The 21627-nt window shown below is 74.1% G+C and carries 22 protein-coding genes; 10 read left to right on the plus strand and 12 right to left on the minus strand.

What is annotated here, in order from left to right; genetic code table 11:
- Positions 1 to 61 precede the first annotated feature (61 nt).
- Complete coding sequence (locus tag AB0C69_RS01305) at positions 62 to 1465, plus strand: SPFH domain-containing protein (protein WP_353831787.1); 1404 nt, start codon at positions 62 to 64, stop codon at positions 1463 to 1465.
- Here AB0C69_RS01305 and AB0C69_RS01310 read toward each other — a convergent pair.
- The 5 genes from AB0C69_RS01310 to AB0C69_RS01330 are packed head-to-tail and all read right to left on the minus strand — an operon-like array spanning position 1434 to position 5301.
- On the minus strand, positions 1434 to 2630 hold the full coding sequence (locus tag AB0C69_RS01310) for a cytochrome P450 (RefSeq protein ID WP_360348225.1): 1197 nt from the start codon (positions 2628 to 2630) through the stop codon (positions 1434 to 1436). The two genes, AB0C69_RS01305 and AB0C69_RS01310, sit on opposite strands and share 32 nt — an antisense overlap.
- Positions 2627 to 3223: an ATP/GTP-binding protein gene (locus AB0C69_RS01315; protein ID WP_345184990.1), complete on the minus strand. Its 597-nt coding sequence runs from the start codon at positions 3221 to 3223 to the stop codon at positions 2627 to 2629. Before AB0C69_RS01315 ends, AB0C69_RS01310 begins: the two co-directional genes overlap by 4 nt.
- Positions 3201 to 3557: a DUF742 domain-containing protein gene (locus tag AB0C69_RS01320; protein WP_345184993.1), complete on the minus strand. Its 357-nt coding sequence runs from the start codon at positions 3555 to 3557 to the stop codon at positions 3201 to 3203. The genes AB0C69_RS01315 and AB0C69_RS01320 overlap by 23 nt, the downstream gene beginning before the upstream one ends.
- On the minus strand, positions 3554 to 3988 hold the full coding sequence (locus AB0C69_RS01325) for a roadblock/LC7 domain-containing protein (RefSeq protein WP_345184995.1): 435 nt from the start codon (positions 3986 to 3988) through the stop codon (positions 3554 to 3556). The genes AB0C69_RS01320 and AB0C69_RS01325 overlap by 4 nt, the downstream gene beginning before the upstream one ends.
- A complete protein-coding gene (locus AB0C69_RS01330; RefSeq protein WP_360348230.1) occupies positions 3985 to 5301 on the minus strand; it encodes an ATP-binding protein in 1317 nt (438 codons plus the stop codon). Before AB0C69_RS01330 ends, AB0C69_RS01325 begins: the two co-directional genes overlap by 4 nt.
- A gap of 294 nt (positions 5302 to 5595) precedes the next feature.
- On the opposite strand from AB0C69_RS01330, the gene AB0C69_RS01335 reads away from it, so the two are divergent.
- Both AB0C69_RS01335 and AB0C69_RS01340 read left to right on the plus strand, forming a co-directional pair.
- Positions 5596 to 6417, plus strand: a complete 822-nt coding sequence (locus AB0C69_RS01335) for a helix-turn-helix domain-containing protein (RefSeq protein ID WP_345185000.1) — start codon at positions 5596 to 5598, stop codon at positions 6415 to 6417.
- A 93-nt stretch (positions 6418 to 6510) separates the two neighbouring features.
- Positions 6511 to 7566: a LysR family transcriptional regulator gene (locus AB0C69_RS01340; protein WP_360348233.1), complete on the plus strand. Its 1056-nt coding sequence runs from the start codon at positions 6511 to 6513 to the stop codon at positions 7564 to 7566.
- Here the strand turns inward: AB0C69_RS01340 and AB0C69_RS01345 are convergent.
- The 4 genes from AB0C69_RS01345 to AB0C69_RS01360 all read right to left on the minus strand — a co-directional run bounded on the left by AB0C69_RS01345 (position 7563) and on the right by AB0C69_RS01360 (position 11055).
- A complete protein-coding gene (locus tag AB0C69_RS01345; RefSeq protein WP_360348236.1) occupies positions 7563 to 8357 on the minus strand; it encodes a hypothetical protein in 795 nt (264 codons plus the stop codon). The genes AB0C69_RS01340 and AB0C69_RS01345 overlap by 4 nt on opposite strands.
- 1 nt (position 8358) lies before the next feature.
- Positions 8359 to 8928 (minus strand): papain-like cysteine protease family protein, encoded by a 570-nt coding sequence (locus AB0C69_RS01350; protein ID WP_345185006.1) that lies wholly within the window; start codon positions 8926 to 8928, stop codon positions 8359 to 8361.
- A gap of 223 nt (positions 8929 to 9151) precedes the next feature.
- Positions 9152 to 10402 carry a HAMP domain-containing sensor histidine kinase gene (locus tag AB0C69_RS01355; RefSeq protein ID WP_360348239.1) on the minus strand — a complete coding sequence of 417 codons (1251 nt, stop codon included), beginning with the start codon at positions 10400 to 10402 and terminating at the stop codon, positions 9152 to 9154.
- A complete protein-coding gene (locus AB0C69_RS01360; RefSeq protein ID WP_345185011.1) occupies positions 10399 to 11055 on the minus strand; it encodes a response regulator transcription factor in 657 nt (218 codons plus the stop codon). The genes AB0C69_RS01355 and AB0C69_RS01360 overlap by 4 nt, the downstream gene beginning before the upstream one ends.
- A gap of 165 nt (positions 11056 to 11220) precedes the next feature.
- On the opposite strand from AB0C69_RS01360, the gene AB0C69_RS01365 reads away from it, so the two are divergent.
- From AB0C69_RS01365 to AB0C69_RS01385, 5 genes are read left to right on the plus strand one after another with little or no spacing between them, the layout of a single operon-like run.
- Positions 11221 to 11733 (plus strand): hypothetical protein, encoded by a 513-nt coding sequence (locus AB0C69_RS01365; protein WP_360348242.1) that lies wholly within the window; start codon positions 11221 to 11223, stop codon positions 11731 to 11733.
- Complete coding sequence (locus AB0C69_RS01370) at positions 11730 to 12857, plus strand: peptidoglycan-binding protein (protein WP_360348245.1); 1128 nt, start codon at positions 11730 to 11732, stop codon at positions 12855 to 12857. The genes AB0C69_RS01365 and AB0C69_RS01370 overlap by 4 nt, the downstream gene beginning before the upstream one ends.
- Positions 12854 to 13597 carry an ABC transporter ATP-binding protein gene (locus AB0C69_RS01375; protein ID WP_360348248.1) on the plus strand — a complete coding sequence of 248 codons (744 nt, stop codon included), beginning with the start codon at positions 12854 to 12856 and terminating at the stop codon, positions 13595 to 13597. Before AB0C69_RS01370 ends, AB0C69_RS01375 begins: the two co-directional genes overlap by 4 nt.
- A complete protein-coding gene (locus tag AB0C69_RS01380) occupies positions 13594 to 14799 on the plus strand; it encodes an ABC transporter permease (protein WP_360348251.1) in 1206 nt (401 codons plus the stop codon). The genes AB0C69_RS01375 and AB0C69_RS01380 overlap by 4 nt, the downstream gene beginning before the upstream one ends.
- Before the next feature lie 47 nt (positions 14800 to 14846).
- Complete coding sequence (locus AB0C69_RS01385) at positions 14847 to 15422, plus strand: antibiotic biosynthesis monooxygenase (protein ID WP_360348254.1); 576 nt, start codon at positions 14847 to 14849, stop codon at positions 15420 to 15422.
- Here the strand turns inward: AB0C69_RS01385 and AB0C69_RS01390 are convergent, their stop codons facing one another.
- Genes AB0C69_RS01390 through AB0C69_RS01400 form a run of 3 tightly spaced genes read right to left on the minus strand, consistent with a single transcriptional unit; the run spans position 15423 to position 18917 of the window.
- Positions 15423 to 17216 (minus strand): choline/carnitine O-acyltransferase, encoded by a 1794-nt coding sequence (locus AB0C69_RS01390; protein ID WP_360348257.1) that lies wholly within the window; start codon positions 17214 to 17216, stop codon positions 15423 to 15425. It lies immediately after the preceding gene.
- The gene (locus tag AB0C69_RS01395; RefSeq protein ID WP_360348260.1) at positions 17213 to 18040 is read right to left on the minus strand and encodes a class I SAM-dependent methyltransferase; all 828 of its coding nucleotides are present in this window, start codon (positions 18038 to 18040) and stop codon (positions 17213 to 17215) included. The genes AB0C69_RS01390 and AB0C69_RS01395 overlap by 4 nt, the downstream gene beginning before the upstream one ends.
- Before the next feature lie 13 nt (positions 18041 to 18053).
- Positions 18054 to 18917 (minus strand): arpA protein, encoded by an 864-nt coding sequence (locus AB0C69_RS01400; RefSeq protein WP_360348263.1) that lies wholly within the window; start codon positions 18915 to 18917, stop codon positions 18054 to 18056.
- 302 nt (positions 18918 to 19219) lie between these two features.
- Between AB0C69_RS01400 and AB0C69_RS01405 the strand changes: the two genes are divergently transcribed.
- Both AB0C69_RS01405 and AB0C69_RS01410 read left to right on the plus strand, forming a co-directional pair.
- Positions 19220 to 21037, plus strand: a complete 1818-nt coding sequence (locus AB0C69_RS01405) for a serine/threonine-protein kinase (RefSeq protein WP_360348266.1) — start codon at positions 19220 to 19222, stop codon at positions 21035 to 21037.
- 71 nt (positions 21038 to 21108) lie between these two features.
- A complete protein-coding gene (locus AB0C69_RS01410) occupies positions 21109 to 21597 on the plus strand; it encodes an MSMEG_6728 family protein (RefSeq protein WP_345183369.1) in 489 nt (162 codons plus the stop codon).
- The last annotated feature ends 30 nt before the right edge of the window (positions 21598 to 21627 follow it).

The following is a 21627-nucleotide window of genomic DNA, read 5'->3' on the forward strand; positions in this document are numbered from 1 at the left end:
GCACGCATCAAAGCAAAAGGTTCATTAATGTATCGGCCACACCGAATTCCGGGGGAGCGAGATGAGCGCCTCAGACCAGGGCAACAGTTATCTGGACAAGGTCGTCGCGCAGCAGGCGGTGCTGGAGGACGACCTGAAGGCGCGGCGCTCTCCGCCGCCGCCCCCCGGCCCGCCCGGCGCGGTCCCGGCGCCGGGACCGCTGGCCAAGCGCGACCGCGCGCTCGGCGGCGCGGCGCCCGCCGACCGCCCCGGCCCGGGGCCGGTGGACGTGCGGATCAGCGGGTTCTGGCGGTGGAAGAACGTGCTCGTCCCGCCGAACGCGTTCGTCGTCCACACCCGGCGCGGGCGCGCCGAACCGCTGCACATCGGCCTCGGGGTGTCGTTCCGCTTCAACCCGTCCACCGACTCCTTCCTCGTGGTGCCGGGCGCGACGCAGACGATCCTGATCAACGCGTACTGCATCTGCCGGGAGCTGCAGGGCGTGCTCGTCCAGGGCTACGTGCAGTGGATCATTCAGGACTTCGGCACCGCCTACCGCAAGCTCGACTTCGGCGGCGACGACCCGATGCGGCTGGTGAACCTCCAGCTCCGCGAGCAGGCCGAGGCGGCGATCAAGGACAAGGTCGCCACGATGGGGGTGCGCGACGTCCTCAGCGACAAGCAGCCGATCATCGAAGAGCTGACGGCCCGGCTGCGCGCGGTCGCCGAGGGCGAGGACAACAGCGACCAGGGGCTCGGCCTGCGGATCGTCACGGTGCAGATCAAGGAGGCCGTGGTCAGCTCGTCGCGGCTCTGGGAGAACCTGCAGAAGCCCTACCGGGCCGAGCAGGGGCAGATCGCGCGGCTGGCGGAGCTGGAGGCCGAGGAGGCCGTCGCGCAGCGGGAGATGGCCGCCGCGCGGATCAAGGAGACGCAGCGGCTGGAGCACGAGCGCGAGCTCGCCGAGCTGCGCGCCCGCAACGAGTCGCAGCTGTTCGACACCGAGGCGGCCGAGAAGCTGCGCCGTACCCGGCGCGAGCACGACGACACCCGCGAGTTCGCCGAGCTCCAGACCGAGACCACCCGGCACGCGCTGCGGATGGAGCGCGAGCGGCACGAGGAGGAGGCCGAGACGGGCCGGCTGCGCATCGAGCGCGACCACGAGCTGGCCCGGCTGCGCACCGAGGGCGAGCTGGCCCTCGCCGACCTGCGGGCCCGGTCGCGGCACGAGCAGGCGCTGCTCGACCTGGAGCGGGACGCCGCCCGCGCCGCGCTGGAGAACGAGCGGACGCCCGCGGCCGTCCAGGCGCGGCTCATCGCGTCGCTGCCGGAGATCATGGCGAGGCTGCCCAAGCCGGACGAGCTGCGCACCGTCACCGTCAACGGCGCCGACCAGGCCGGCGTCGCCGGCCTGGTCACGCAGCTCGCCGCCGTCATCGGCGCGCTGCGCGCCGCTACGGAAGGGCCTGGTCCGGCGGGAAGGTGACCGGGAGGGCGGTGAGGGCCCGGTGGAACGGGCCCGGCCGCCATTCCAGGTGCTCCACGGGGACGGCCAGCTCCACCTCGGGCAGCCGGTCGAGGAGCTTCTCGACCGCGACGGACGCGATGAGCCGGGAGTGGCTCCTGGCCGGGCAGCTGTGCGGGCCGCCCGCGTAGGACAGGTGGGCGCGGTTGCCCCGGCGGTCGGCGATGCTCCGGGACGGGTCGGTGTTCGCCGCGGCGTAGCTGACCAGGACGGGCTGGTGGGCGGGCAGCCGGTACCCGTGGAAGTCGATGTCCTGGCGGGGGAAGGTCCCTCCGTAGTTGGCCATCGGCGGGTCGGTCCAGAGGATCTCGTCCAGCGCGTCCTCGACGGGAAGGGCGCCGCCGGACAGGTCGCCGCCGAACCGGTCGTCGGAGAGCAGCAGCAGGATGCCGTTGGCGATGAGGTTCCCCTCCGGCTGGGTGCCGGCCCCCATCAGCAGGATGACCTGGTGGATCGTCTCCAGGTCGTCGAGTCCTGCGGGGTGGCTCAGCATCCAGGACGTCACGTCCGCGCCCGGGTTGGCGCGCTTGTGCGCGATCAGCTCGCCGGCCGCCTCCCCGAGCAGCGCGTTGCCCTCCTCGGCGGAGACGGTGTCGAAGATGGCGTTCATGCCGCGCAGGAGCTTGTCGCCGATCTCGGGCGTGCAGCCGAGGAGCTCGTTGAACACCAGCAGCGGCAGCATGCGGGCGTACTGGCCGAGGATGTCGGCCTTGCCGTCGCGGCTGAACCGGTCGATGAGGGTGTCGGCGCTGCGCTCGACGTTCTCGCGCAGCGACACCGGGTCGACCCGGTCCAGGCTGTCGACGATCACCGACCGCAGGCGGGCGTGCACGGAGCCGTTGGTGAACAGCGCGTTGGGCCGCGCCATCAACATCGGCAGCACCGGGCACTCGGGGCCGACCGCCTCCTCCCACACCTCGCTGGTGCGCGGGAACGTGGCCGGGTCGCGCAGGATCTCCAGGGCGGCGTCGTAGCCGAGGACGAGCGTCGCCGGCACCCCCGGCGCCAGTTCGACGGGCGCGAAGTCGCCGTACTCGCGCATCCGGGCGTAGGCGGCCTGCGGGTTCCTGGCGAACTCCGGCCCGTACAGCGGGACGCGTCCGGTCGCGGTGCGGTCGATGGTCATGGGTGCTCCCCGTCCAGGGTGAGGAGGTGGTCGACGAGGGAGATGAGCGCCTCGGTCGAGGAGACGCGGTCGCGGGCGTCGCAGCTGACGAGCGGCGTCGACGGCGTGAGGTCGAGGGCCTCGCGCACCTCGGCCTCGGGGAACCGCGGCGAGCCGTCGAAGTGGTTGACGGCGACCGCGTACGGCAGGCCCTGCTTCTCCACGATGTCCATGACGGCGAACGACTCCTGGAGGCGGGCGGTGTCCACCAGGATCAGCGCGCCGAGGGCGCCGCGCGCGAGGTCGTCCCACAGCCGGGTGAAGCGCTGCTGCCCCGGCGCCCCGAACAGGTACAGGACGAGGTCGTCGCTGAGGGTGAGGCGGCCGAAGTCCATCGCGACGGTCGTGGTCGTCTTGTCCCTGATGCCGGCGAGGTCGTCCACGGCCGCCCCGGCCTGCGTCATCCGCTCTTCGGTGCGTAGCGGGCGGATCTCCGAGAGCGTTCCGACGTAGGTGGTCTTGCCGACCGCGAAGTGCCCCACGATGAGGATCTTGACGGCGGTCCGGACGCTCTCGCGCAGGTAGGGGGTCTCAGAGGCGAGCGCGGAGTCCATCGAGCACCTCCTGAAGGAGCCGGGCCTTGGACTGCTGGGCGGAGGGCGCGGCGGCCCGGGTGGAGAGGTGCCCGCTGTCGACGAGGTCGGACAGCAGCACCTTGGTGAGCCCGACGGGCAGGCTCAGATGGCCGGAGATCTCGACCACCGACAGCGCGCCGCCGCGGCACAGCTCGACGATGCGCGTCTTCTCCGGGGACAGGCCGGTGCGCGGCAGGTCGCCGGTCGCGGTCACGAGGGTGACGAGATCGAACACGTTGCGGGTGGGGTGGGCCCGCCCGCCGGTGACGACGTGCGGGCGGACCAGGGCCCGCCTGCTGCGGCGCGGGGTCATGCGGGACGGCCGGCGCCCGGACGCGGCGGGGTGGTCAACTCCTTGCCGAGCCGCTGCACGAGTTCCTGGAGCCGGAACGAGACGGTCTCCATGTCGACGTGCTGCGTCGCCGACACCGCCAGGTAGGCGCCCGGGCCGGCGGCGACGAGGAAGACGTACCCGTCGTCGAACTCGTTCACGGTCTGCCGCCAGGTCGTGCCGGCGTCCCCGCAGAACTCGGCGGTGCTGCGGGCGAGCGACTGCAGGCCCGCCATGCCGGCGGCCTGCCGTTCCGCCTCGTCCCGGTTGATCCGCTCGGAGTGCGCCATGAGCAGCCCGTCGGCCGACAGCAGGATCGCGTAGCGGGTCTCCGGCATCCGCAGCGCGTCGTCCAGCATCCAGCCCAGCCGGTTCGTACCGTCGTCCATCGCGCCGTTCCATCCCTCGTTCATGGCCGCAGGTCCTTGCTCTCGATGCCGGGGCCCTCGCCGTCGGACGGCGTCGAAGCGCGGCCGGACCGCGTCCCGCGCTGCCAGGCGCCGAGGCCCGCGGCGGTCTCCCGGGCCGGCCTGAGCGGCGGCGGCGCCCCCGCGTCGGGCACGGCGGGCGGCTCTTGTTCTTCGGCGGGGCGTTCGGCGACCGCGACGCGGGTGCGCTTCGGCAGCCCGCCGGGGGTGGCGGGGGCGGGGGTCCAGGCGGCGGGCGCGGGGCCCTCCGCGGCCGGGCGGGACGCGGCGGCCGGGTCGGGCGCGTGCTCGCCCGGGAGGTCGGTGAGCAGCGCGGACGGCACGAACACGACGGCCCGCACGCCGCCGTAGGGGGAGCGGGTGTCGACCGACACCCGGAAGCCGTAGCGCGCGGCGAGGACGCCCGCCACCGCGAACCCGACGCGGGGCGGGTCGCCGAGCCGGTGGATGTCGACCGACGCGTCGCCGGACAGCAGGTCGGCGGCGCGCTGGAGCTCCTCGGCGTCCATCGCGACCCCGGCGTCGTCGATCATGATGGCGACGCCGTTGTGCGTGGACTGGAAGTTGACCTCGACGGTGGTGTCGGGGCGCGAGTGCCGCGCCGCGTTGTCCAGCAGCTCGGCCAGCGTCAGCACGATCGGCTCCACGGCCCGGCTGGTCACCGCGGTGTTCACCGGCCCCTGCATGTTGACCCGCAGGTAGTCGCGGATGCGGGAGGTGGCGCCGCGCACCACGTCGCTCATCGACGACGCCGAGCGCTGCTGGCCCGGCCACGACCCGCACAGCACCGCGGTGGCCTGGGCGCGCCGCCCGAGCTGGGCGTTCATGTGGTCGACGCGGAGCAGGCCCTCCAGCACGTCCGGGTCGTCGTGGCGCTCCTGCATGTCGGAGATGGCGAGCTGCTGCTCGTTGGCGAGGCTCTGCACGGCGCGCATCATCGCCCGCAGCGTCGACTTGGCCGACAGGTCGGCCCGCTCCCGGACGCGTGCGGCGGACCCGGCGAACAGCTCGGTGACGGTCCGCAGCGCCTGCCCGTAGGCGGGCGCCTCCCGGTCGAGGTCGTGCAGCGGGCCGGTGACGCGCACGCCGGGGTTGTGCAGGGACTCCATGAGCTCGGGCAGCCGGACGTCCGCGAGGTGCCGCAGCTCCCTCTCGCGCAGGTCGAGCCCGCGGGCCAGGGCGGCGTTCTGCGCGCGGAGGCCGGCCGTCTCCCGCCGCTGGCGTACCAGCAGGGCTGCGGCCGCGATGCCGGCGCCCGCCACGACGACGAGCGCCGCCGCCAACAGGAATTGCTCCATCAGATCCTCGGTGCAGAAGTCTTCGGGCGAGGTGGGGCCCGGTCCGGTGTCGGCGACACCCGGCGGACCGCCTCATGGCTGGTGGGGGCGGCGCGGATACGCCGCAGTTTCGGCACCGTAGGACGGGTGCGCGGGGCCGCGCTTGTGCTCGCGCGCAGAGAACTTGCCGCCGGGCGCATCGCAAGATCACCCATCGTCCGAATCACGTTACTTTCCGATGGATTCGGCTGTTTCGCAGGTGACGGCGGTACTACGCTCGCCCGAAGGTGATCTAGAGCGGCGGAGGGGCCCGGGGTGGACGATGCGCTCGGCGGGGCGAACGGCGCCGAGTACCGACTCGTGCTGCACCTGTCGGACCGGGCGGAGTACGACCGCGCCCCCGGGCAGGCGCGCCGCGACCGCGGCTACCGGTTCCTGCTCCCGCTGGACGGCGAGATGCTCATGGTGCAGGACGGCCGCGAGGCGCGGCTGCGCCCGGGGACCGGCGGCCTCATCGCGCCCGCGGCGCCGTTCCGGGTCGTCCAGCCGCGCCCGGCCCGCGCGCTCGTCATGACCATCCCGGCCCGCGAGATGGACGGCCGGCTGGGCGGCCCCGTCCTCCCGGCGACCGGCCTCGACCTGTCCGCCGGCCTCGGCCGCGTCGTCGCCGACATGGTGCGGGCCGTGGGCGAGGAGCGCCGCAGCCTCACCGCGCCGCAGTTCGACGCCGCCTGCGAACGGATCACCGAGCTGCTGTGCCTGCTGCTGGCCGGGGACGAGCGCCCGCCCGCGCCCGGCCACCTCGCCGAGGTGGAGGCGGTCGTGCGCCGCTACGTCCGCGAGCACGCCACCGACCCCGGGCTCACCGGCGCCGCGATGGCGCAGGACCTCGGCTGGTCGCTGCGGCAGGTGCAGCTCGCCCTGCAGCGCGCCGGGACCACGCCCCGCGAGCTGATCCGCGAGGAGCGGCTCCGGCTCGTCCGCGACCGGCTCCGCAACCCCCTCGACCGGGACGTCACCATCACCGACCTCGCGCACGCCACCGGGTTCTCCTCGGCCAGCGCGCTCAGCCACGCGTTCCGGCAGCGCTTCGGGGTCAGCCCGCGGGAACTGCGCCGGCACGGCGCCGCCCGCTGACGGGCACGGATTTCCAGCCGGTCCGGACCGATCCCGGGTTACCATGCGGCTGAGATCACCGGACGGGGCGGAGAGACGGTCAGGAGCGCGCCCGTGGACCTCGGCCCCCACCACCTCAGGATGATCGAGGCGATCGCCGCGACCGGCAGCATCAGCAAGGCCGCCGCCCGGCTCGGCCTCACCCAGCCCGCCGTCAGCACCATGCTGCGCCGGGTCGAGGGCCACCTCGGCGTGCAGCTGTTCGTCCGCTCCCCGGAGGGCGTCACGCCGACGCCGGTCGGCGCCGAGGTCGCCACCCGCGCCCGGGCCGCGCTGGCCGGCATCGACGACCTGAACGCCGCGCTCGCCCACCGGGTCAGCGAACCCGCCGCCGCGCCGCTGCTGCGGGTCGGGGTGCAGGCGTGCCCGGTGCTCACCCGGCTCGGCGACCATCTCGGCTCGCTCTCCCCGGAGTCGCGGCTGCACCTGCGCGTGGATCCCGGGGGCGGGCGCATCCCCGCGCTGCTCGCGTCCGGCACCCTCGACATCGGGCTGTTCCAGGAGCCCGTCGACCGTCCGCCGCGGCCGCGCGGCGGCCTGGAGCGGCTCGTGCTCGTCGAGCGCGAGCCGGCGCTCGTCGGGATGTCCTGCTCCAGCCCCCTCGCCGCCGGCGCGACCGTCGACCTGGCCGACCTGGCCGACCACGACTGGATCGACGATCCGCTCGACGACGGCCCCTGGCCCGCCTACCTGCGCGGCGTGTGCGCCGAGGCGGGGTTCCGGCCGCGGGTCAGGTACTGGGCGACGGACTGGCAGATCTCGGCGTCGCTCATCCGGTCCGGGCGCGCCGTCGGCATCTACCAGCCGACCGCGGCCCCCCGCGCGGGGGTCGCGTTCCGCCGGATCACCGGCGACCCGCTCGGCCAGCGGGTCGTCCTGATGTGGCGGCCCGGGGCCGGGCGGGCGGCGGCCCGGCTGCGCGACGTGTTCGACGCCGTCTACCTGGACCTCGTCCGGGCCCAGCGCGCCTACGGCGACTGGTGGGACGAGCATCCCGAGGCGCACCCGGCGCTGCCCGTCCCCGCCGGCCCGGCGGAGGGAGCGGGGACGGGCGCCGGTGCGGGGCCCGGGGAGAGGGGCGGTTCCGGGAACCCGCGGGAGGGCGGCTAGAAGCCGTCCTGGCGGCGGCGCCGCGCGAGGGCGACGCCCGCGGCGGTCACCGCACCGCCCGCGCCCAGCGCCAGCAGGGCGGGCGCCGGGCCCCTGTCCGGCGCCGGATCGCTGACGCCGGTCGCGGGCGAGAAGCCGCCGAACTTCCCGGAGCGCTGGTAGGCGCTGCCCGGGAGCTTGTCGGCGTACCGGGAGCGCACGAGACTCCGGTACGCCGCCACCGTGACGCCGGACCTGCCGACCGACGACGCGGCGGTGCCGTTGAGCGCGGTGACCCGGCCGTCCTTCAGCCGGTACCACGCGTGGATCTGCGGCTCGGTGAACACCGTGCCGCCCCGCGCCCGCGCCGGGTAGACCGCCTCCTCCGACCCGGAGATGACGTTCATGACCTGCCAGCCCGCGCCGGACCTGGTCAGCCACACCGTCGCGTGCTGCCCGGTGGCCGACGCCGCGCCGACCGCCATGTAGGCGAAGGTCGCCACGGGAGCGCCGCCGTCGCCCTTCACGAACGCGGGGTTCAGCGAGTAGACGCGCTGGACGGCTCCTTCGAGGCGCGGGGCCTTGGCCTGCGCCTCGGCCTTGGGCACGGCCTGGTTCACCAGCCGCCCGCGCCGGTGCTGGTCGAGGTGGACGAAGAACGCGCCGAGCCTCTGCTGCGCGGCGGGGGACGCGGCGGCCCTCGCCGCGGCGGCCTCGTCGGAGGACGGCCCGGCGGCCTGCGCGGCGGTGCCGCCCAGCAGGACCGTCCCGCCGATCAGGGCTCCGGTCGCGAGTCTCGCGGTCGTGCGCATGTCAGCCTCCGATCCTGGACAGGGCCTGGCCCCAGCGGAACTGGTAGTTGCTGACGTAGCTGCTGTACGCCATCTCCCCGTACCGGGGACTGGAGGGCCACGGGTCGCCGTAGGAGACCGTCTGGCCGGAGTAGCCGTAGATGACCTGGGCGTGGCCGCCGCCGGCCGTCCAGTAGATGCCGGTGAGGATCGGCCGCTGCCCGTTGATCTCGGTGGTGACCGCCTGGTACGACAGGGGGCCGCTGACCTGGCCGGGGGACACGCCGAGCGCCTGGAACGCGCGCTGGTCGTACTCCAGGTAGCCGGCCTGGTTCGGGCAGGCGCTGCCGCGCGGGTAGCCGCGTCCGAGCGCGCAGAAGTCGTTCTGGCTGACGTTGCCCTTGCCGAAGAACTTGGCGATCGTCAGGCCGCTGGCGACCCAGCACCACTGGTCCTGTTGCTGCACCTGCTGCGTGATCGGCAGATTCTGGGCCGAGGCGACGCCGGTGGACGCCGCGAGGGCGGCGGCCGCCCCGGCGAGTCCGGCCGCGAGCCGCCGGCGCGCCCGGGCGGGTCGGGTACGCGTTCTCATGCACTTCCGCCTTTTCTCCCGGCGAGGGCCGCACCGCCTCTCGCGAGGGAGCCGAGCGATTCCCGTCCGGCGCCGGGGGAGTGTCCGGGCGGGGAGGCCGCGAGAGGCCGAATGAACGCGACAAAAGTCTCATTCGCGGTCTTGACCCGGTAATGCCAGCAGGCCATAACAAAGCGGAATAACCCCGGTGAACTCGGCTTTTCTCCGCGAAGGCGGCCCGCGCCTAGGCGCGGGCGGCGAGCGGGCCGGGGCGGTGCTCCGGCTCCGGCTCCGGCTCCGGCTCCGGATCCGCGGACGGGAGGGCGACGGTGACGGTGAGGCCGCCTTCCCGGCGGGGCACGGCGGTCACGGTGCCGTTGTGGGCGCGGACGATGGACTGGACGATGGAGAGGCCGAGACCGGCCCCCTTGGCGGTGACGAGGCGGTCGGCGTCGAGCCGGCGGAAGGGCTCGAAGAGCGCGGGGATCTCGTAGGGCGGGACGGCCGGGCCGGAGTTGGCGACCTCCAGGACGGCGCGGCCGTTCTCGGTCCGGCAGGAGACGGAGACCCACCCGGAGTCGGTGTTGTGGCGCAGGCCGTTCTCCAGCAGGTTCTGCACGACGCGTTCCAGCAGCAGGGCGTCGCCCGCCGTCATGGCCTCGGCGGCGTCGGTCTCGACGGCGATGCCGGAGCCGTCGGCCTCCAGCGCCGTCTGGGCGGCGACGTGGGCGACGACGTCCGCCAGGTCCACCGGCGCCCGGTTGGTGATCTCGTTCTCGGACCGGGCCAGCAGCAGCAGGCCGGTGATGAGGCGCTCGTGCCGCGCGTTGATCTGCAGGAGGGTCTCGCCGAGCTGCCGGACGTCCGGGGACGCCGACTCGCGGTGCATCGCCACCTCGACCAGCGCGCGGCCGAGGGTGAGCGGGGTGCGCAGCTCGTGGGAGGCGTTCGCGACGAAGCGGCGCTGGCCGTCGAAGGAGCGGTCGAGGCGGTCGACCATCGCGTCGAAGGTGTCGGCGAGCTCCTTGACCTCGTCGTGGGGGCCCCGCAGCGCGATGCGCTCGTGCAGGCCGCGGTCGGCGGCGGGGGAGCCGGCGATGCGGCGGGCGGTCTCGGTGACGCGGTGCAGCGGGGACAGGGCCCGGCCCGCGATGAGCCAGCCGAAACCCGCCGCGGCGCCCCCGACCACCAGCAGCGCGATCGACCCCTGGGTGACCAGGGAGGTGACGGCGGCGTCGTGCAGCTCTTCGCGCCGATCGCGCATCCAGCGGTCGGCGTCGGCCATCGCCCTCGCCTCCTGCGACGCCTGCTGCGCGCTCCCGGCCGGCGGGGCGGTGCCGGGCGCCGGGTTCACCCGGGTCGCCAGCACCTTCGTACTGGACCGCGACAGCTGCTGGTCGAACAGGGCGTAGGTCGCGCCGAGCAGCACCACCCCGGCGACGAGGAACAGGCCGCCGTAGGTGAGGGTGAGCCGGGCGCGCAGTGACAGCCTCATGGGATCCGGTACCCCGCTCCCTTGACGGTCTCGACGACGGGCGGGTCGGCGAGCTTGCGGCGCAGCTTGAGGACGGTCAGGCGGACGGCGCCGGTGAACGGGTCGGCGTGCTCGTCCCACGCCTTCTCCAGGAGCTGCTCGGAGGACACGACGGCGCCCTCGGCGCGCAGCAGCTCGGCCAGGACGGCGAACTCCTTGCGGGCGAGCGGCACGTAGCGCCCGTCCCGGAACACCTCGCGGCGCGCCGGGTCCAGGGTGATGCCGGCGCGGTGCAGCGCCGGCGGCGCGGCCGGGCGGCAGCGGCGGCCGAGCGCGTGGACGCGGGCGGCGAGCTCGGGGAACGCGAACGGCTTGGTCAGGTAGTCGTCGGCGCCGAGGCCGAGCCCGGCGACGCGGTCGGTGACCTCCGCGGCGGCGGTGAGCATCAGGACCCGGGCCGCGCCCCCGCCCCGGACGATCTCGCGGCACACGTCGTCGCCGTGGACGAGGGGCAGGTCGCGGTCCAGCACGACCACGTCGTAGTCGTTGACGGTGAGCCGCTCCAGGGCGGCCGCGCCGTCGTGGGCCAGGTCGACGGCGTGCGCGTCGTCGCGCAGCCATTCGGCGATCGCGTCGGCCAGGAGCCGCTCGTCCTCTGCCACCAGCACTCTCATGAAGCCTCCTCAGAACGCCGATGGTGCCGGAGGACGTGTTTCGTTTCCGTTAGCGGCCGCCTCCCGGCGAGAACGCGGGAGGGCGGAAACACGGGGGAAACGCTCCTCCGGGTTGCATCGCTCCTCGCCGGCCGGAACCGCTCCGGCCGGGAGTGAGGAGGAGACATGCGACTGCGGATCCTGGCGATGGTGCCGCTCGCGCTGGCGCTGACCCTGACCGGGTGCGGCTCTGACGGCAAGGGCGACGGCGTGGCCTCGGCGAACGGGGGCGCGAAGCAGGGCGGAGCGAAGCAGGGCGGCGAGCGGCTCGCTCCGGAGGAGCGCGGCGTCAAGTTCGCCCAGTGCATGCGCGAGCACGGCGTCGACATGGAGGACCCGAAGCCCGGCGGAGGCATCCGGATCCAGAACAAGGGCGACAAGGGCGCCATGGACAAGGCCATGGAGGCGTGCCGGCAGTACAACCCCATGGCCGACCGCACCGGCGCGCCCGATCCGAAGATGCAGGAGCGGGCGCGCGAGTTCGCCGCGTGCATGCGCAAGAACGGCGTGGAGAAGTTCCCGGACCCCGACCCGAACCAGCCCGGCATCCGGATCGACAAGAACACGGTCGGCGACGACCCGGACCTGGAGACGGCGCAGCAGGCGTGCGACAAGGTCCTGCAGGGCGGCGGGAAGTGACGGGGGAGACGGTCGCGGAACGCGCGCCGGCCGAGCCCGCGGGCCGCCGCGCCCGCCGCCGCGGGCCCCGCCTGAAGATCGCTCTGGCCGTCGCCGCCGTCGTCGCGGCGGGCGGCGCCGCCACCGTCGCCGCGCTCGCCGCGGGCGGGGGCCGGGAGGGAGGACGGGCCGCGGCCCTGCCGCCCGGCACCGCGAAGGTGGCTCGGGAGACGCTCAGCGACACCCAGACCGAGGACGGGCGGCTCGGCTACGGCCCGACCCTGACCGCGACGAGCCAGGCCAGGGGCACGATCACCTGGCTGCCCGAGAGCGGGGACGAGGTCACCCGCGGCCATCGGCTGTACGAGCTCGACGGCGACCCCGTCGTGCTGATGTACGGGTCCAAGCCGTCCTACCGGCCGCTGCGGGCCGGCACCGAGGGCTCCGACGTGAAGCGGTTCGAGCGGAACCTCAGCGCGCTCGGCTACGACGGCTTCACCGTGGACGACGAGTACACCTCGGGCACGGCCGAGGCCGTCCGGGAATGGCAGGAGGACATCGGAGCGCCGGAGACCGGGACCGTCGAGGTCGGGCGGGTCGCCTACGCGGAGGGGCCCGTCCGGGTCGAGACCGTCGCGGCGAACCCGGGCGAGCCCGCCGCGCCCGGCAAGAAGATCCTCGGCTACACCGGGACCGCGCAGGCCGTCACGGTCGAGCTGGACACCGCCGACCAGCGGCTGGCGAAGAAGGGCGCGCGGGTCGAGGTGACCCTCCCGGAGGGCCGGCCGGTCGCGGCCGAGATCGACGAGGTCACCACCGTGATCGAGCCGGGCGGGCAGGGCGAGGACCCGGAGACGAAGGTGGAGGTCACGATCTGGCTCGACTCCGCCGCGGCCAGGAAGGCCGCGGCCCGGTACGCCCTCGCCTCCGCCGACGTCCGGTTCACCGCGGGCAGGCGCGAGAACGTGCTGACGGTGCCGGTGTCCGCGCTGGTCGCGCTGCGGGAGGGCGGCTTCGGCGTGGAGGTCGTCAAGGGCGGGACGTCGTCCTATGTCCCGGTCGAGACGGGGCTGTTCGCCGACGGGAAGGTCGAGGTCTCCGGACCGGGGATCGCCGAGGGCGTGCTCGTGGGGGTGCCGAAATGATCACACTGCGGGACGTGAGGAAGTCCTACCCGGGCGGCGTGCACGCGCTCGCCGGGGTGTCGCTGCACGTCGGCGCGGGCGAGCTGGTCGCGATCGTCGGCCCCTCCGGGTCGGGCAAGACGACCATGCTCAACATGCTCGGCACCCTGGACCGCCCCACCTCGGGCGAGATCAGCGTCGACGGCCACGATGTGGGGCGGCTCCCGGACGCGCGGCTGTCGGCGCTGCGAGCGAGCCGCATCGGGTTCGTCTTCCAGCACTTCCACCTGACCGCCGGGACCCGGGCGATCGACAACGTCGCGGACGGCCTGCTGTACACCGGGCTGCGCCCGGCGGCGCGGCGCCGGCGGGCCGCGGCGGCGCTGGAGCGGGTCGGGCTCGGCCACCGGCTGGAGCACGAGCCGCACGAGCTGTCCGGCGGCGAGCGGCAGCGGGTCGCGATCGCGAGGGCGGTCGCCGGGGAGCCCGCGCTGCTGCTCGCGGACGAGCCGACCGGCGCGCTGGACTCGGCGTCCGGCGAGGGGGTGATGGCGCTGCTGCGCGAGCTGCACGCCGCGGGCACCACCGTCGTGCTCATCACGCACGACCGGGAGATCGCGGCGGCCCTGCCCCGCCGCGTCCGGATGCGCGACGGCCTGGTGGTGGAGGACTCCGGGGTCGAGGACGCCGTCGTGGAGGACGCCGCCGCGGTGGACGGCCCGGCGGGGGACGGCCCGCGCCCGGCGGGGGCGGCGCGATGACGGCCGGGACGCTGCGCCCGGCGCGGCTGTGGCCGGGCGACGTGCTCAGGGTCGGCGCGGTGGGCCTGCGGACCCGGCCCTTGCGGGCGTTCCTGTCCGCGCTCGGCATCGCGATCGGGATCGCCGCGATGGTCGCGGTCGTCGGGGTGTCCTCCTCGTCCCGGGCCGACCTCGACCGGGCGCTCGCGGCGCTCGGCACCAACCTGCTGACCGTCTCGCCCGGCAACACCCTGACCGGAGAGAAGGCGGAGCTGCCGCTGGAGTCGGAGGCCATGGTGGCCCGGATCGCCCCGGTCCGGGAGGTGTCGGCGACCGGTCTGCTGGACGGCGCGAAGGTCTACCGGACGGGCAGGATCCCGGAGACGGAGACCAACGGGATCTCGGCGTACGCGGCCCGCGCCGACCTGCGCGCCGCGACGGGGGCGAAACTGCGCGGCGGCGTGTGGCTGAACGCCGCGACCGGCGGCTTCCCCGCGACGGTCCTCGGCTCGACCGCAGCGCGGCGCCTCGGGATCGGGCACGCGGCCCCGGACGTCCAGGTACTGATCGGCGGCCGCTGGTTCACCGTGATCGGCATCCTGGAGCCGGTGGTGCTGGCCCCCGAGCTGGACAGCGCCGCGCTGGTCGGCTGGCCGGCGGCGCGGTCCCGGCTCGGCTTCGACGGCCATCCGACGACGATCTACACCCGGTCGGCGGAGGCGAGCGTCGAGGACGTCCGGGACGTGCTGGCCGCGACCGCCGACCCGGAGGCGCCGAACGAGGTGGAGGTGTCGCGGCCGTCGGACGCGCTGGCGGCCAGGAAGGCGGCGGGGGAGGCGTTCACCGGGCTGCTGCTCGGCCTCGGCGCGGTCGCGCTGCTGGTCGGCGGCGTGGGAGTCGCCAACACCATGGTCATCTCGGTGCTGGAGCGCCGGTCGGAGATCGGGCTGCGCCGCTCCCTCGGCGCGACCCGCGGCCAGATCCGCACGCAGTTCCTCGCCGAGTCGCTGCTGCTGTCCGCGCTCGGCGGCGCCGGCGGGGCGGCCGTCGGCGCGCTGGTCACCGCCGGCTACGCCGTCTCCCAGGGGTGGCCGGTGGTGATCCCCGCGTGGGCGGTGCTCGGCGGGGTCGCCGCGACCCTGCTCATCGGCGCGGTCGCCGGCCTGTACCCGGCGATCCGGGCGTCCCGCCTCAGCCCCACCGAGGCGCTCGCCGCCACCTGACCGGGACATACATGCATGGACCGGACGTGACGGGTGAGATCTCAGCCATGGCTTCCACGGAGACCGAGCCCGTCACGGTCGTGTTCACCTGGGACGTCAAGCCGGGCCGGGAGCGCGACTTCGAGGAGTGGGCGGAGGGGCTCCACGAGGTCGCGACCCGGTACTCCGGCCACCAGGGCGCCACCTGGCTGCGCGCGGAGGGGTCGCGGCACCGGTACTACACGGTCGTGAACTTCGCCGACCAGAAGAGTCTCGACCGGTGGCTGCACTCCGGCGAGCGCGCGGAGTGGATCGAGCGGGTCAGCGGGATCGCCGACGAGCACCGGCAGGACACCACCGGGCTGGAGACGTGGTTCAACCTGCCGGGCGAGTCCGTCCCGCCGCCCTCCAAGCTCAAGATGATCGTGGTCACCTTCTGCGCGGTGTACCCGCTCAGCCTGCTGCTGCAGGCGTTCGTCACGCCGCTGACCCAGTCGTGGCCGCTGCCGGTGCGGGCGCTGACGTTCCCCGTCATCGTGATCCCGCTGCTCACCCTGTTCGTGATGCCCGGGCTCAGCCGTGTGTTCCGGCGCTGGCTCTACCCGATCGGGCGGAGGCACCGGCCGGCGAGGCCCGGCCGGTGATCACGCCAGGAGCTCCCGCAGCTCCCGGACGGCCTCGCGGAGCCGGTCGGCGAACTCCAGCATCGCGCCCGCCACCGGCCGCGGAGTGCTCAGGTAGACGTTGAACCGGTCGGGGAGCAGGACGTAGGCGACGCCGATGCACTGCTCGCTCGTCGACCCGAACCCGAAGTACCGGATGTTGACCGACGGCGCCGAGCTGGTGCTCAGGTAGTCGTCCCGCATGACGAGCCACCCCGGGGACTCGAACAGCGGGAGCGGCTCGGTGACGCCCAGCTCGGCGCCGCGCCGCTTCTGGACGAGCTGGAGCTCCCAGAGGTGCTGCTCGGGCGCCTGCCCCGCCTGGCACTCCCTGGCCCGCCGGACGTGGGCGTCGGCGGCGGCGCGGAACGCGTCCCGGCGCGGTCCGGGCCCGGCGGCCGGGTCGTCCATGGCCTCGACGAAGCGGAGCACCTCGGGGGTGACGACCCGCATCGCCTCGGTCCGCCCGTTCCGGTACTGGCGGGTGGCGATCGACTCGTAGGTGGCGCCGACGCGGCCCTTGGCGCGCTTGTGGGCGAGCTGGTAGGCCATCTGGACGAACGCGTCCGGTGACATCTTCAGCTGCTTGATGCCTTCGGTGCCGAAGTCGTCGAACGACACGGTCGCGGTGGCCGTGGCCGCCCCGTAGGCGGCGAACGCCGCCGCGGCGTCGCCGATGTCGCGCCGCAGGGCGTCGTCGAGGGTGAACTCGATCGCCCGGACGGCCGGGAGCCCCTGCGACCGGGCGCCCGACCGGTGCGACAGCTTCTCCGGGGATTCGCCCAGCAGCGCGTCGACGAAGCTGAGGATCGTGGTGCCGTCCAGGCCGCAGTGCTCCACGTTGATGCCCGCGGTGCCGTCCCCGAAGACGACGAAGGAGACGGCCTTGTCGAACCAGCGGTTGGCGCTGTCGCCGTGGAGCAGGTGGTCGCAGGCGTCGAGGGTGCTCGCGGGGACGAAGTCCTCCAGGCACACGCAGAACAGCGCAGTCTCGACGTCGTCGAGCGCCTCGGCGTTGCCGAGGGCCAGCAGCGCCTCGCGGCTCGCCGCCCACTCGGCGCGGGCCTTGGTGGTGAGGTGCCCGGCGGACGGCTCCGGCGCGGCCTCCGCCCTCATGACGGCGGCCAGTCCCGCCCGCAGCTCCTCCAGCGTGTGGGGGCGGCCGTCGGGCCCCAGCACGTCCATCCGGATCATGTTGCCGCGGAAGAGCACGACGATGTGGCGGGCGTCCGAGGGGCCGGGCCACTCGGCGGTGTAGGGGGCGCGGACGGTGTCCTGCTCGGCGCCGGGGATGCGGGTGGTGGAGAACAGGTACCGGTTCTGCGCCATCGACAGCGGCCGGCCGCGCTGCACGACGGGCGGGATCTCCTCGCGGTCGAGCCGGAGCTTGTAGTCCAGCGCTCCGGCGACGAGGCCGGCCGCGCGCTCGACCTGGCCCTCCGGCGACTCCTTGAACAGGAAGAAGAAGTTGGCGTTCAGCGCGATCCGGTCGCGGCGGCCGAGGTACCGGTAGGGCCAGAAGGTGTCCAGCCAGCTGTCCACCCCCTCGCTCGCGTCGTAGCGCTCCAGCGCCGCGTGCAGCGTGCGGCCCGGCCCGCCCGGGCGGGCGAACGAGGCCAGCGCCGCCTCCGTCCGGGCCCGCTCCTCCGCGGTCAGCAGCGGGCCGCACCATTCGAGGAACCGCTCGCAGGTCTCGTCGAGCGTGGGCAGCGGCACCCGCGGCAGGCGCTCCTCGTTGCCGAAGGTGCGGGACGAGAGTTCATCGCCGGCGTTCACATCGATCCTCTTGTTCTGTCGTTCGGGCGGGAGACGTAGAGCTGCGCGTAGAACCAGCCGCCGGTCTCCAGGCCGCTCGGGTCGGCGCCGACGTCGGCGAGGCGGTCCAGGACGAGCGCCTGCTCCTGCGGCGTCGCGAACCGCCGCTGGCGGAACAGGCCGTCGTGGCGGACCGTCGTGTACCCGGCGGCCGCGAGCGCGTCGGCGACCGGGTCGAACGGGAACATGCGCAGCACGAAGTGCGCCATCCAGGGCCGGTGCTCCCCGTGCGCCTCGACGACGCGGGTGATGGTGCGCTCGGTGACGTATCCGAGGCACCCCGTCGAGATGACCACGTCCGTCCCGGCGAGCTGGACGCGCTGCTCGGCTGTCGGCTCGTCGTTCTCCAGATCCGCGTGGACGGCGCCGTCGAGGAAACCGGCGTCGAGCGCGTAGGAAAGGGCGCTGTCGGAGGCGTCCAGGCCGAGGAAGCGCAGCCGGCTCGTCGTCTCACGGGAACGGACCAACTCCCGGTCTCGGGCCAGCAGCGTGGCACGGGTGTATCCGAGGGCGTCGGGACCGCCGTAGCGATCGTACAGGTCAGCCATCGTCACGCCGTATTTCAGCAGGGCCGCATTGATGCCGTAGGAACAGCCGATATCGAGAACGGTCGGCACCGGGACACCGCGCGCCTCCCGGTATTCGGCGATGAGTCGCTGGAAATGCGGTTTGGCCAGTTCCGGGATGTCGTAGTGGAGTTCGCGCAGCGTGCCGAAGTAGGCGCGGGGATCGGGGCTGGTGTAGATGTGGTCGAGCGAGATCTTCCCTGTGGCGTCCGTGCGCACGGGCGGGTGCCTCCTAGTCCAGCAGCCGGTCGACCCGGACGGCGCGCCCCTCCGCCGCCAGGTGCTCGGGCAGGACGCGGCCGAAGAGCTGCCTCGTGCGCGCGACGCTGCCGATGACCCCCGGGCGCTCGCTGTAGGCGAGGATCGCCGTGTGCCGCGCCGTGTCCCCCCGGACCGCGGCGACCCGGTGCAGCGAGTACCGTCCCTTGAACAACTGCAGGTCACCCGGGCGAAGCGTGAGCCGCCGGACGAGGTCGCCGCCGCGGCCGGTCAGCACGCGGCGTACGTCGCCGAAGTTCTCCGCCTCCGCCGACCTGATGTTCGGGCAGTACTCGAAGACGCCCCCGTCCTCGGGTTCCCGCGTCAGCAGGCTGACCGTGAACTCGTTGGTGTCGAAGTGCCAGGGATGGTCCATTCCCGGGTTGACGACGTTGAGGACGAGCCCCGACAGCGGATCGGCCAGCTCGTGCACCCGGGGCAGCCCGAAGCAGGCCGCCACGAACCGCTGGAAGAGCCCGTTCGCGTAGAGCCGGTGGACGAGGAAGTCCGCGGGGATGTGGTCGCGGGCGACGAACGCGTTGCCCCGCTCGACGGTGAGGCGCCCCGGATGGTCCTCCGGCAAAGGCGTGCTCACATCGATGTTGTAGGCGTTCACCGTTTCGACGTCGTAATGCGCGTGCGGCGCGATCGCTCCGCATTCCGCGCGCAGCGCGTCCAGCAATGCCGGGCGAATGAAGTCGGGCAGCACGCAGCAGCCCGTTTTCGCCAGTTCGGCCCTGGTCCGGGAAACGAGAACGTCCCAGCCGGCGCCCCCCGGCGCGGCCAGCGGATAGCGCTCCGTGTCGACGACCCCTGCGAGAGCCTCCGCTGCGCCCATGAAGATCCTTTCGCGGTCGGCGAACCCCAACGGGTTGTAGCACATTCCTTCCGCGAATTCCCGGCCGCGCTTTTCCTTCGCGCTTTGTCATGGAATGATAAGCGCGGCCCGTGACCTGTGGCTTCGGAGGCCTCCGGGCCGGGGGTCGCGCGGCGGGCGGTGTGTCCCATCTCACCGGCCGTCCCCGGAGGCCCTGCCCGGCCCCCGGACGCGGCGGTCGTGCGGACTTTCCGCGAACCTTTCCTCACGCGGTGGCGTCACCGTCCTGTGAAGCATGATCTGAAGAGCGGCGGGAGCGCGGGATGGACTGGCGGCTGACGGGGTTCACTGAGGAGCGCGAACTCGGACGGGGCGCGCAGGGACGGGTCGTCCTGGCCCGCCACACGGCGTCCGGGACCCCGGTTGCGATCAAGTACCTGGTCGGCGGGGACCCCGGCGCGGTCGGCGCGCTGCGGTCCGAGGCGCAGATGCTGGGGCGCCTGACGAGCCCGTACGTGGCGCGCCTCTACCAGTTCGTGGAGGGCGAGCACGGCGCCGCGATCGTGATGGAGGCGGTGAACGGCGCGTCCCTGAAGGAGGTGCTGCGCGAGCACGGGGCTCTCGCCCCGGAGGCGGCGCTGCTCGTGCTGAAGGGCTCGCTGCTCGGGCTCGCGGCCGCCCACGCCGTCGGCGTCGTGCACCGCGACTACAAGCCGGCGAACGTCGTGGTGCGGGGCGACGGCCTCAGCAAGCTCGTGGACTTCGGCATCGCCGTCCTGGCGGGCGGCAGCTCGATGTCGGGGACGCCGGTCTACATGGCGCCGGAGCAGTGGCGCGGCGAACCCGCCAGCCCCGCCACCGACGTGTACGCCGCGACGTGCGTGTTCGTGGAGTGCGTCACCGGGCGGCGCCCCTTCGCGACGGCCGAGCGGGCGGCCCTGATGAACCAGCACCTCACCGCGCAGGTCGACGTGCGGGAGGTGCCCGAGCCGCTGCGCCGGCTCGTCCTGGAGGGGATGGCCAAGGACCCGGGGCAGCGGCCGCCGGGCGCGGCGGAGTTCGTCACCCGGCTGGAGTCCGTCGCGATCGCCGCGTACGGGAGCGACTGGGAGCAGCGGGGCATGCGCGCCCTGGCCGCCGCCGCCGTCGCGCTGGTCGCGCTGTTCCCGCTCGGCGCCCTCGCCGTCACGCCGGGCGCCGCCGCGGCCGGCGCGACCGCGGGCGCGGCGGGCACCGCGGGCACGGCCGGTGCGGGCGGCGCGGGCGGTGCGGGGACCACGGGCGCGGCGGTGAGCAAGGGCTTCCTCGCCACCGCGGTCGGCAAGGGCACGATGGCGGCCGTGGGCGCCGCCGTGGTCGCGGGGACGGCGGGCGGCGTCGTCTACGCGGTGCAGGACCAGAAACCCCAGCCGCCCGCCGCCGCCGCACCCGCCCCCGTCGTCACCCTCGTCGCCGACAACCGCAAGCTCACCGGCCCGGCGATCGAGGTCCAGAACGCGCGCTACCCGAAGGTCACCGGACTGAAGGACCCCGCCCAGGAGCGCCGCGTCAACGCCGAACTCCGCGGGCCGGTGGACCGGCTCGTCGCCTCCGCGAGACGGGTCGCCTCCCAGATCGACTGCAAGGGCAAGCCCGTGAAGCTCGGCACCGAGACGAGGCTCGGGCTGCGCGGACCCCGCCTGGTGTCGGTCCGCTACTTCATGCTGTCGGACAACTGCCAGCAGGCGGACGGCTCCCCGGGCGGCGAGGTCGTCACCGTCGACCTGCGCACCGGACGCAGGCTGACCGCGGCCGACGTCTTCCAGCCGTCGACGCTCACCGCGGACGGCGTGCGCCGGCTCAACTCCCTCGTCCCGCAGAAGCCGGCTCCGAACGAGCGCCGGTGGCAGGACTGCAGTCCCGACGGTCCGTTCGAGCTCGCCGACTTCTCCCCGCGCAGGGACCGGCCGGCGACGCTCGGCCAGGTGCCGTTCCTGTTCCCGTTCTTCACCCCTTCCGGATTCGAGATCTCCTTCCTGGCGGGAGGCAGCGACGGCTGCGGCAACCTGAACTTCGGCACCTCCTACGCGAACGTCCGCGGCCTGCTGAAGCCCGAGATCGCCGCGCTGCTGCCCTCCGGTCCCTCCCCGTCCCGGACCTGACCTCGGGCGCGACGCGTCCGCCGTGTACCGCCGGGTAGGTATGCCGGACGGGGCATATCCGGGGGGGCGGTGTGCAGACCTTTCTGCCGTACGCGGACTTCGCGGCCACGGCCGGCGTCCTCGACCGGCGGCGGCTCGGCAAGCAGCGCGTCGAGACCGTCCAGGTCCTGCGGGCGCTCACCGTGCCTGGCTACGGCTGGCGGCGCCATCCGGCGGCGCTCATGTGGACGGGGTACGAGGAGGCGCTCGTCCGGTACGGCCTGGAGATCTGCGGGCGCTGGTGCGGGCTCGGCCACGGCGACACCTGCGCGGCGACGCTGACGGCCGAGCTCGCCGACGTGCGGGGCGTCCGGGGCCCGCGCGCGCAGGAGCGGCTCGCCGCGGCGGGGGAGCTGCCGCCCTGGCTCGGCGACCGCGCCTTCCACCTCAGCCACCGGTCGGCGCTCGTCCGCAAGGACCCCGGCTTCTACCGGCCCCTGTTCCCCGGCGTGCCCGACGACCTGCCCTACGTCTGGCCCGCCTCGGACCGGATGCCACATGGACATGCCGCGGGAGGGTAGTGTCCTGCGAAAAGGGGGGAATGCGGTCCT

It is taken from the genome of Actinomadura sp. NPDC048032, from assembly GCF_040653175.1.
GTDB classification, from domain to species: domain Bacteria; phylum Actinomycetota; class Actinomycetes; order Streptosporangiales; family Streptosporangiaceae; genus Spirillospora; species Spirillospora verrucosospora.

Bases quoted from the DNA above. Each gene is read 5' to 3' on its own strand.
- AB0C69_RS01315 (WP_345184990.1), bottom strand. From the start codon at position 3,223: ATGGACTCCGCGCTCGCCTCTGAGACCCCCTACCTGCGCGAGAGCGTC.
- AB0C69_RS01380 (WP_360348251.1), top strand. From the start codon at position 13,594: ATGACGGCCGGGACGCTGCGCCCGGCGCGGCTGTGGCCGGGCGACGTG.
- AB0C69_RS01305 (WP_353831787.1), top strand. From the start codon at position 62: ATGAGCGCCTCAGACCAGGGCAACAGTTATCTGGACAAGGTCGTCGCG.
- AB0C69_RS01400 (WP_360348263.1), bottom strand. From the start codon at position 18,917: ATGGGCGCAGCGGAGGCTCTCGCAGGGGTCGTCGACACGGAGCGCTAT.
- AB0C69_RS01325 (WP_345184995.1), bottom strand. From the start codon at position 3,988: ATGAACGAGGGATGGAACGGCGCGATGGACGACGGTACGAACCGGCTG.
- AB0C69_RS01365 (WP_360348242.1), top strand. From the start codon at position 11,221: ATGCGACTGCGGATCCTGGCGATGGTGCCGCTCGCGCTGGCGCTGACC.
- AB0C69_RS01375 (WP_360348248.1), top strand. From the start codon at position 12,854: ATGATCACACTGCGGGACGTGAGGAAGTCCTACCCGGGCGGCGTGCAC.
- AB0C69_RS01310 (WP_360348225.1), bottom strand. From the start codon at position 2,630: ATGACCATCGACCGCACCGCGACCGGACGCGTCCCGCTGTACGGGCCG.
- AB0C69_RS01405 (WP_360348266.1), top strand. From the start codon at position 19,220: ATGGACTGGCGGCTGACGGGGTTCACTGAGGAGCGCGAACTCGGACGG.
- AB0C69_RS01330 (WP_360348230.1), bottom strand. From the start codon at position 5,301: ATGGAGCAATTCCTGTTGGCGGCGGCGCTCGTCGTCGTGGCGGGCGCC.
- AB0C69_RS01355 (WP_360348239.1), bottom strand. From the start codon at position 10,402: ATGAGGCTGTCACTGCGCGCCCGGCTCACCCTCACCTACGGCGGCCTG.
- AB0C69_RS01385 (WP_360348254.1), top strand. From the start codon at position 14,847: ATGGCTTCCACGGAGACCGAGCCCGTCACGGTCGTGTTCACCTGGGAC.
- AB0C69_RS01320 (WP_345184993.1), bottom strand. From the start codon at position 3,557: ATGACCCCGCGCCGCAGCAGGCGGGCCCTGGTCCGCCCGCACGTCGTC.
- AB0C69_RS01360 (WP_345185011.1), bottom strand. From the start codon at position 11,055: ATGAGAGTGCTGGTGGCAGAGGACGAGCGGCTCCTGGCCGACGCGATC.
- AB0C69_RS01350 (WP_345185006.1), bottom strand. From the start codon at position 8,928: ATGAGAACGCGTACCCGACCCGCCCGGGCGCGCCGGCGGCTCGCGGCC.
- AB0C69_RS01345 (WP_360348236.1), bottom strand. From the start codon at position 8,357: ATGCGCACGACCGCGAGACTCGCGACCGGAGCCCTGATCGGCGGGACG.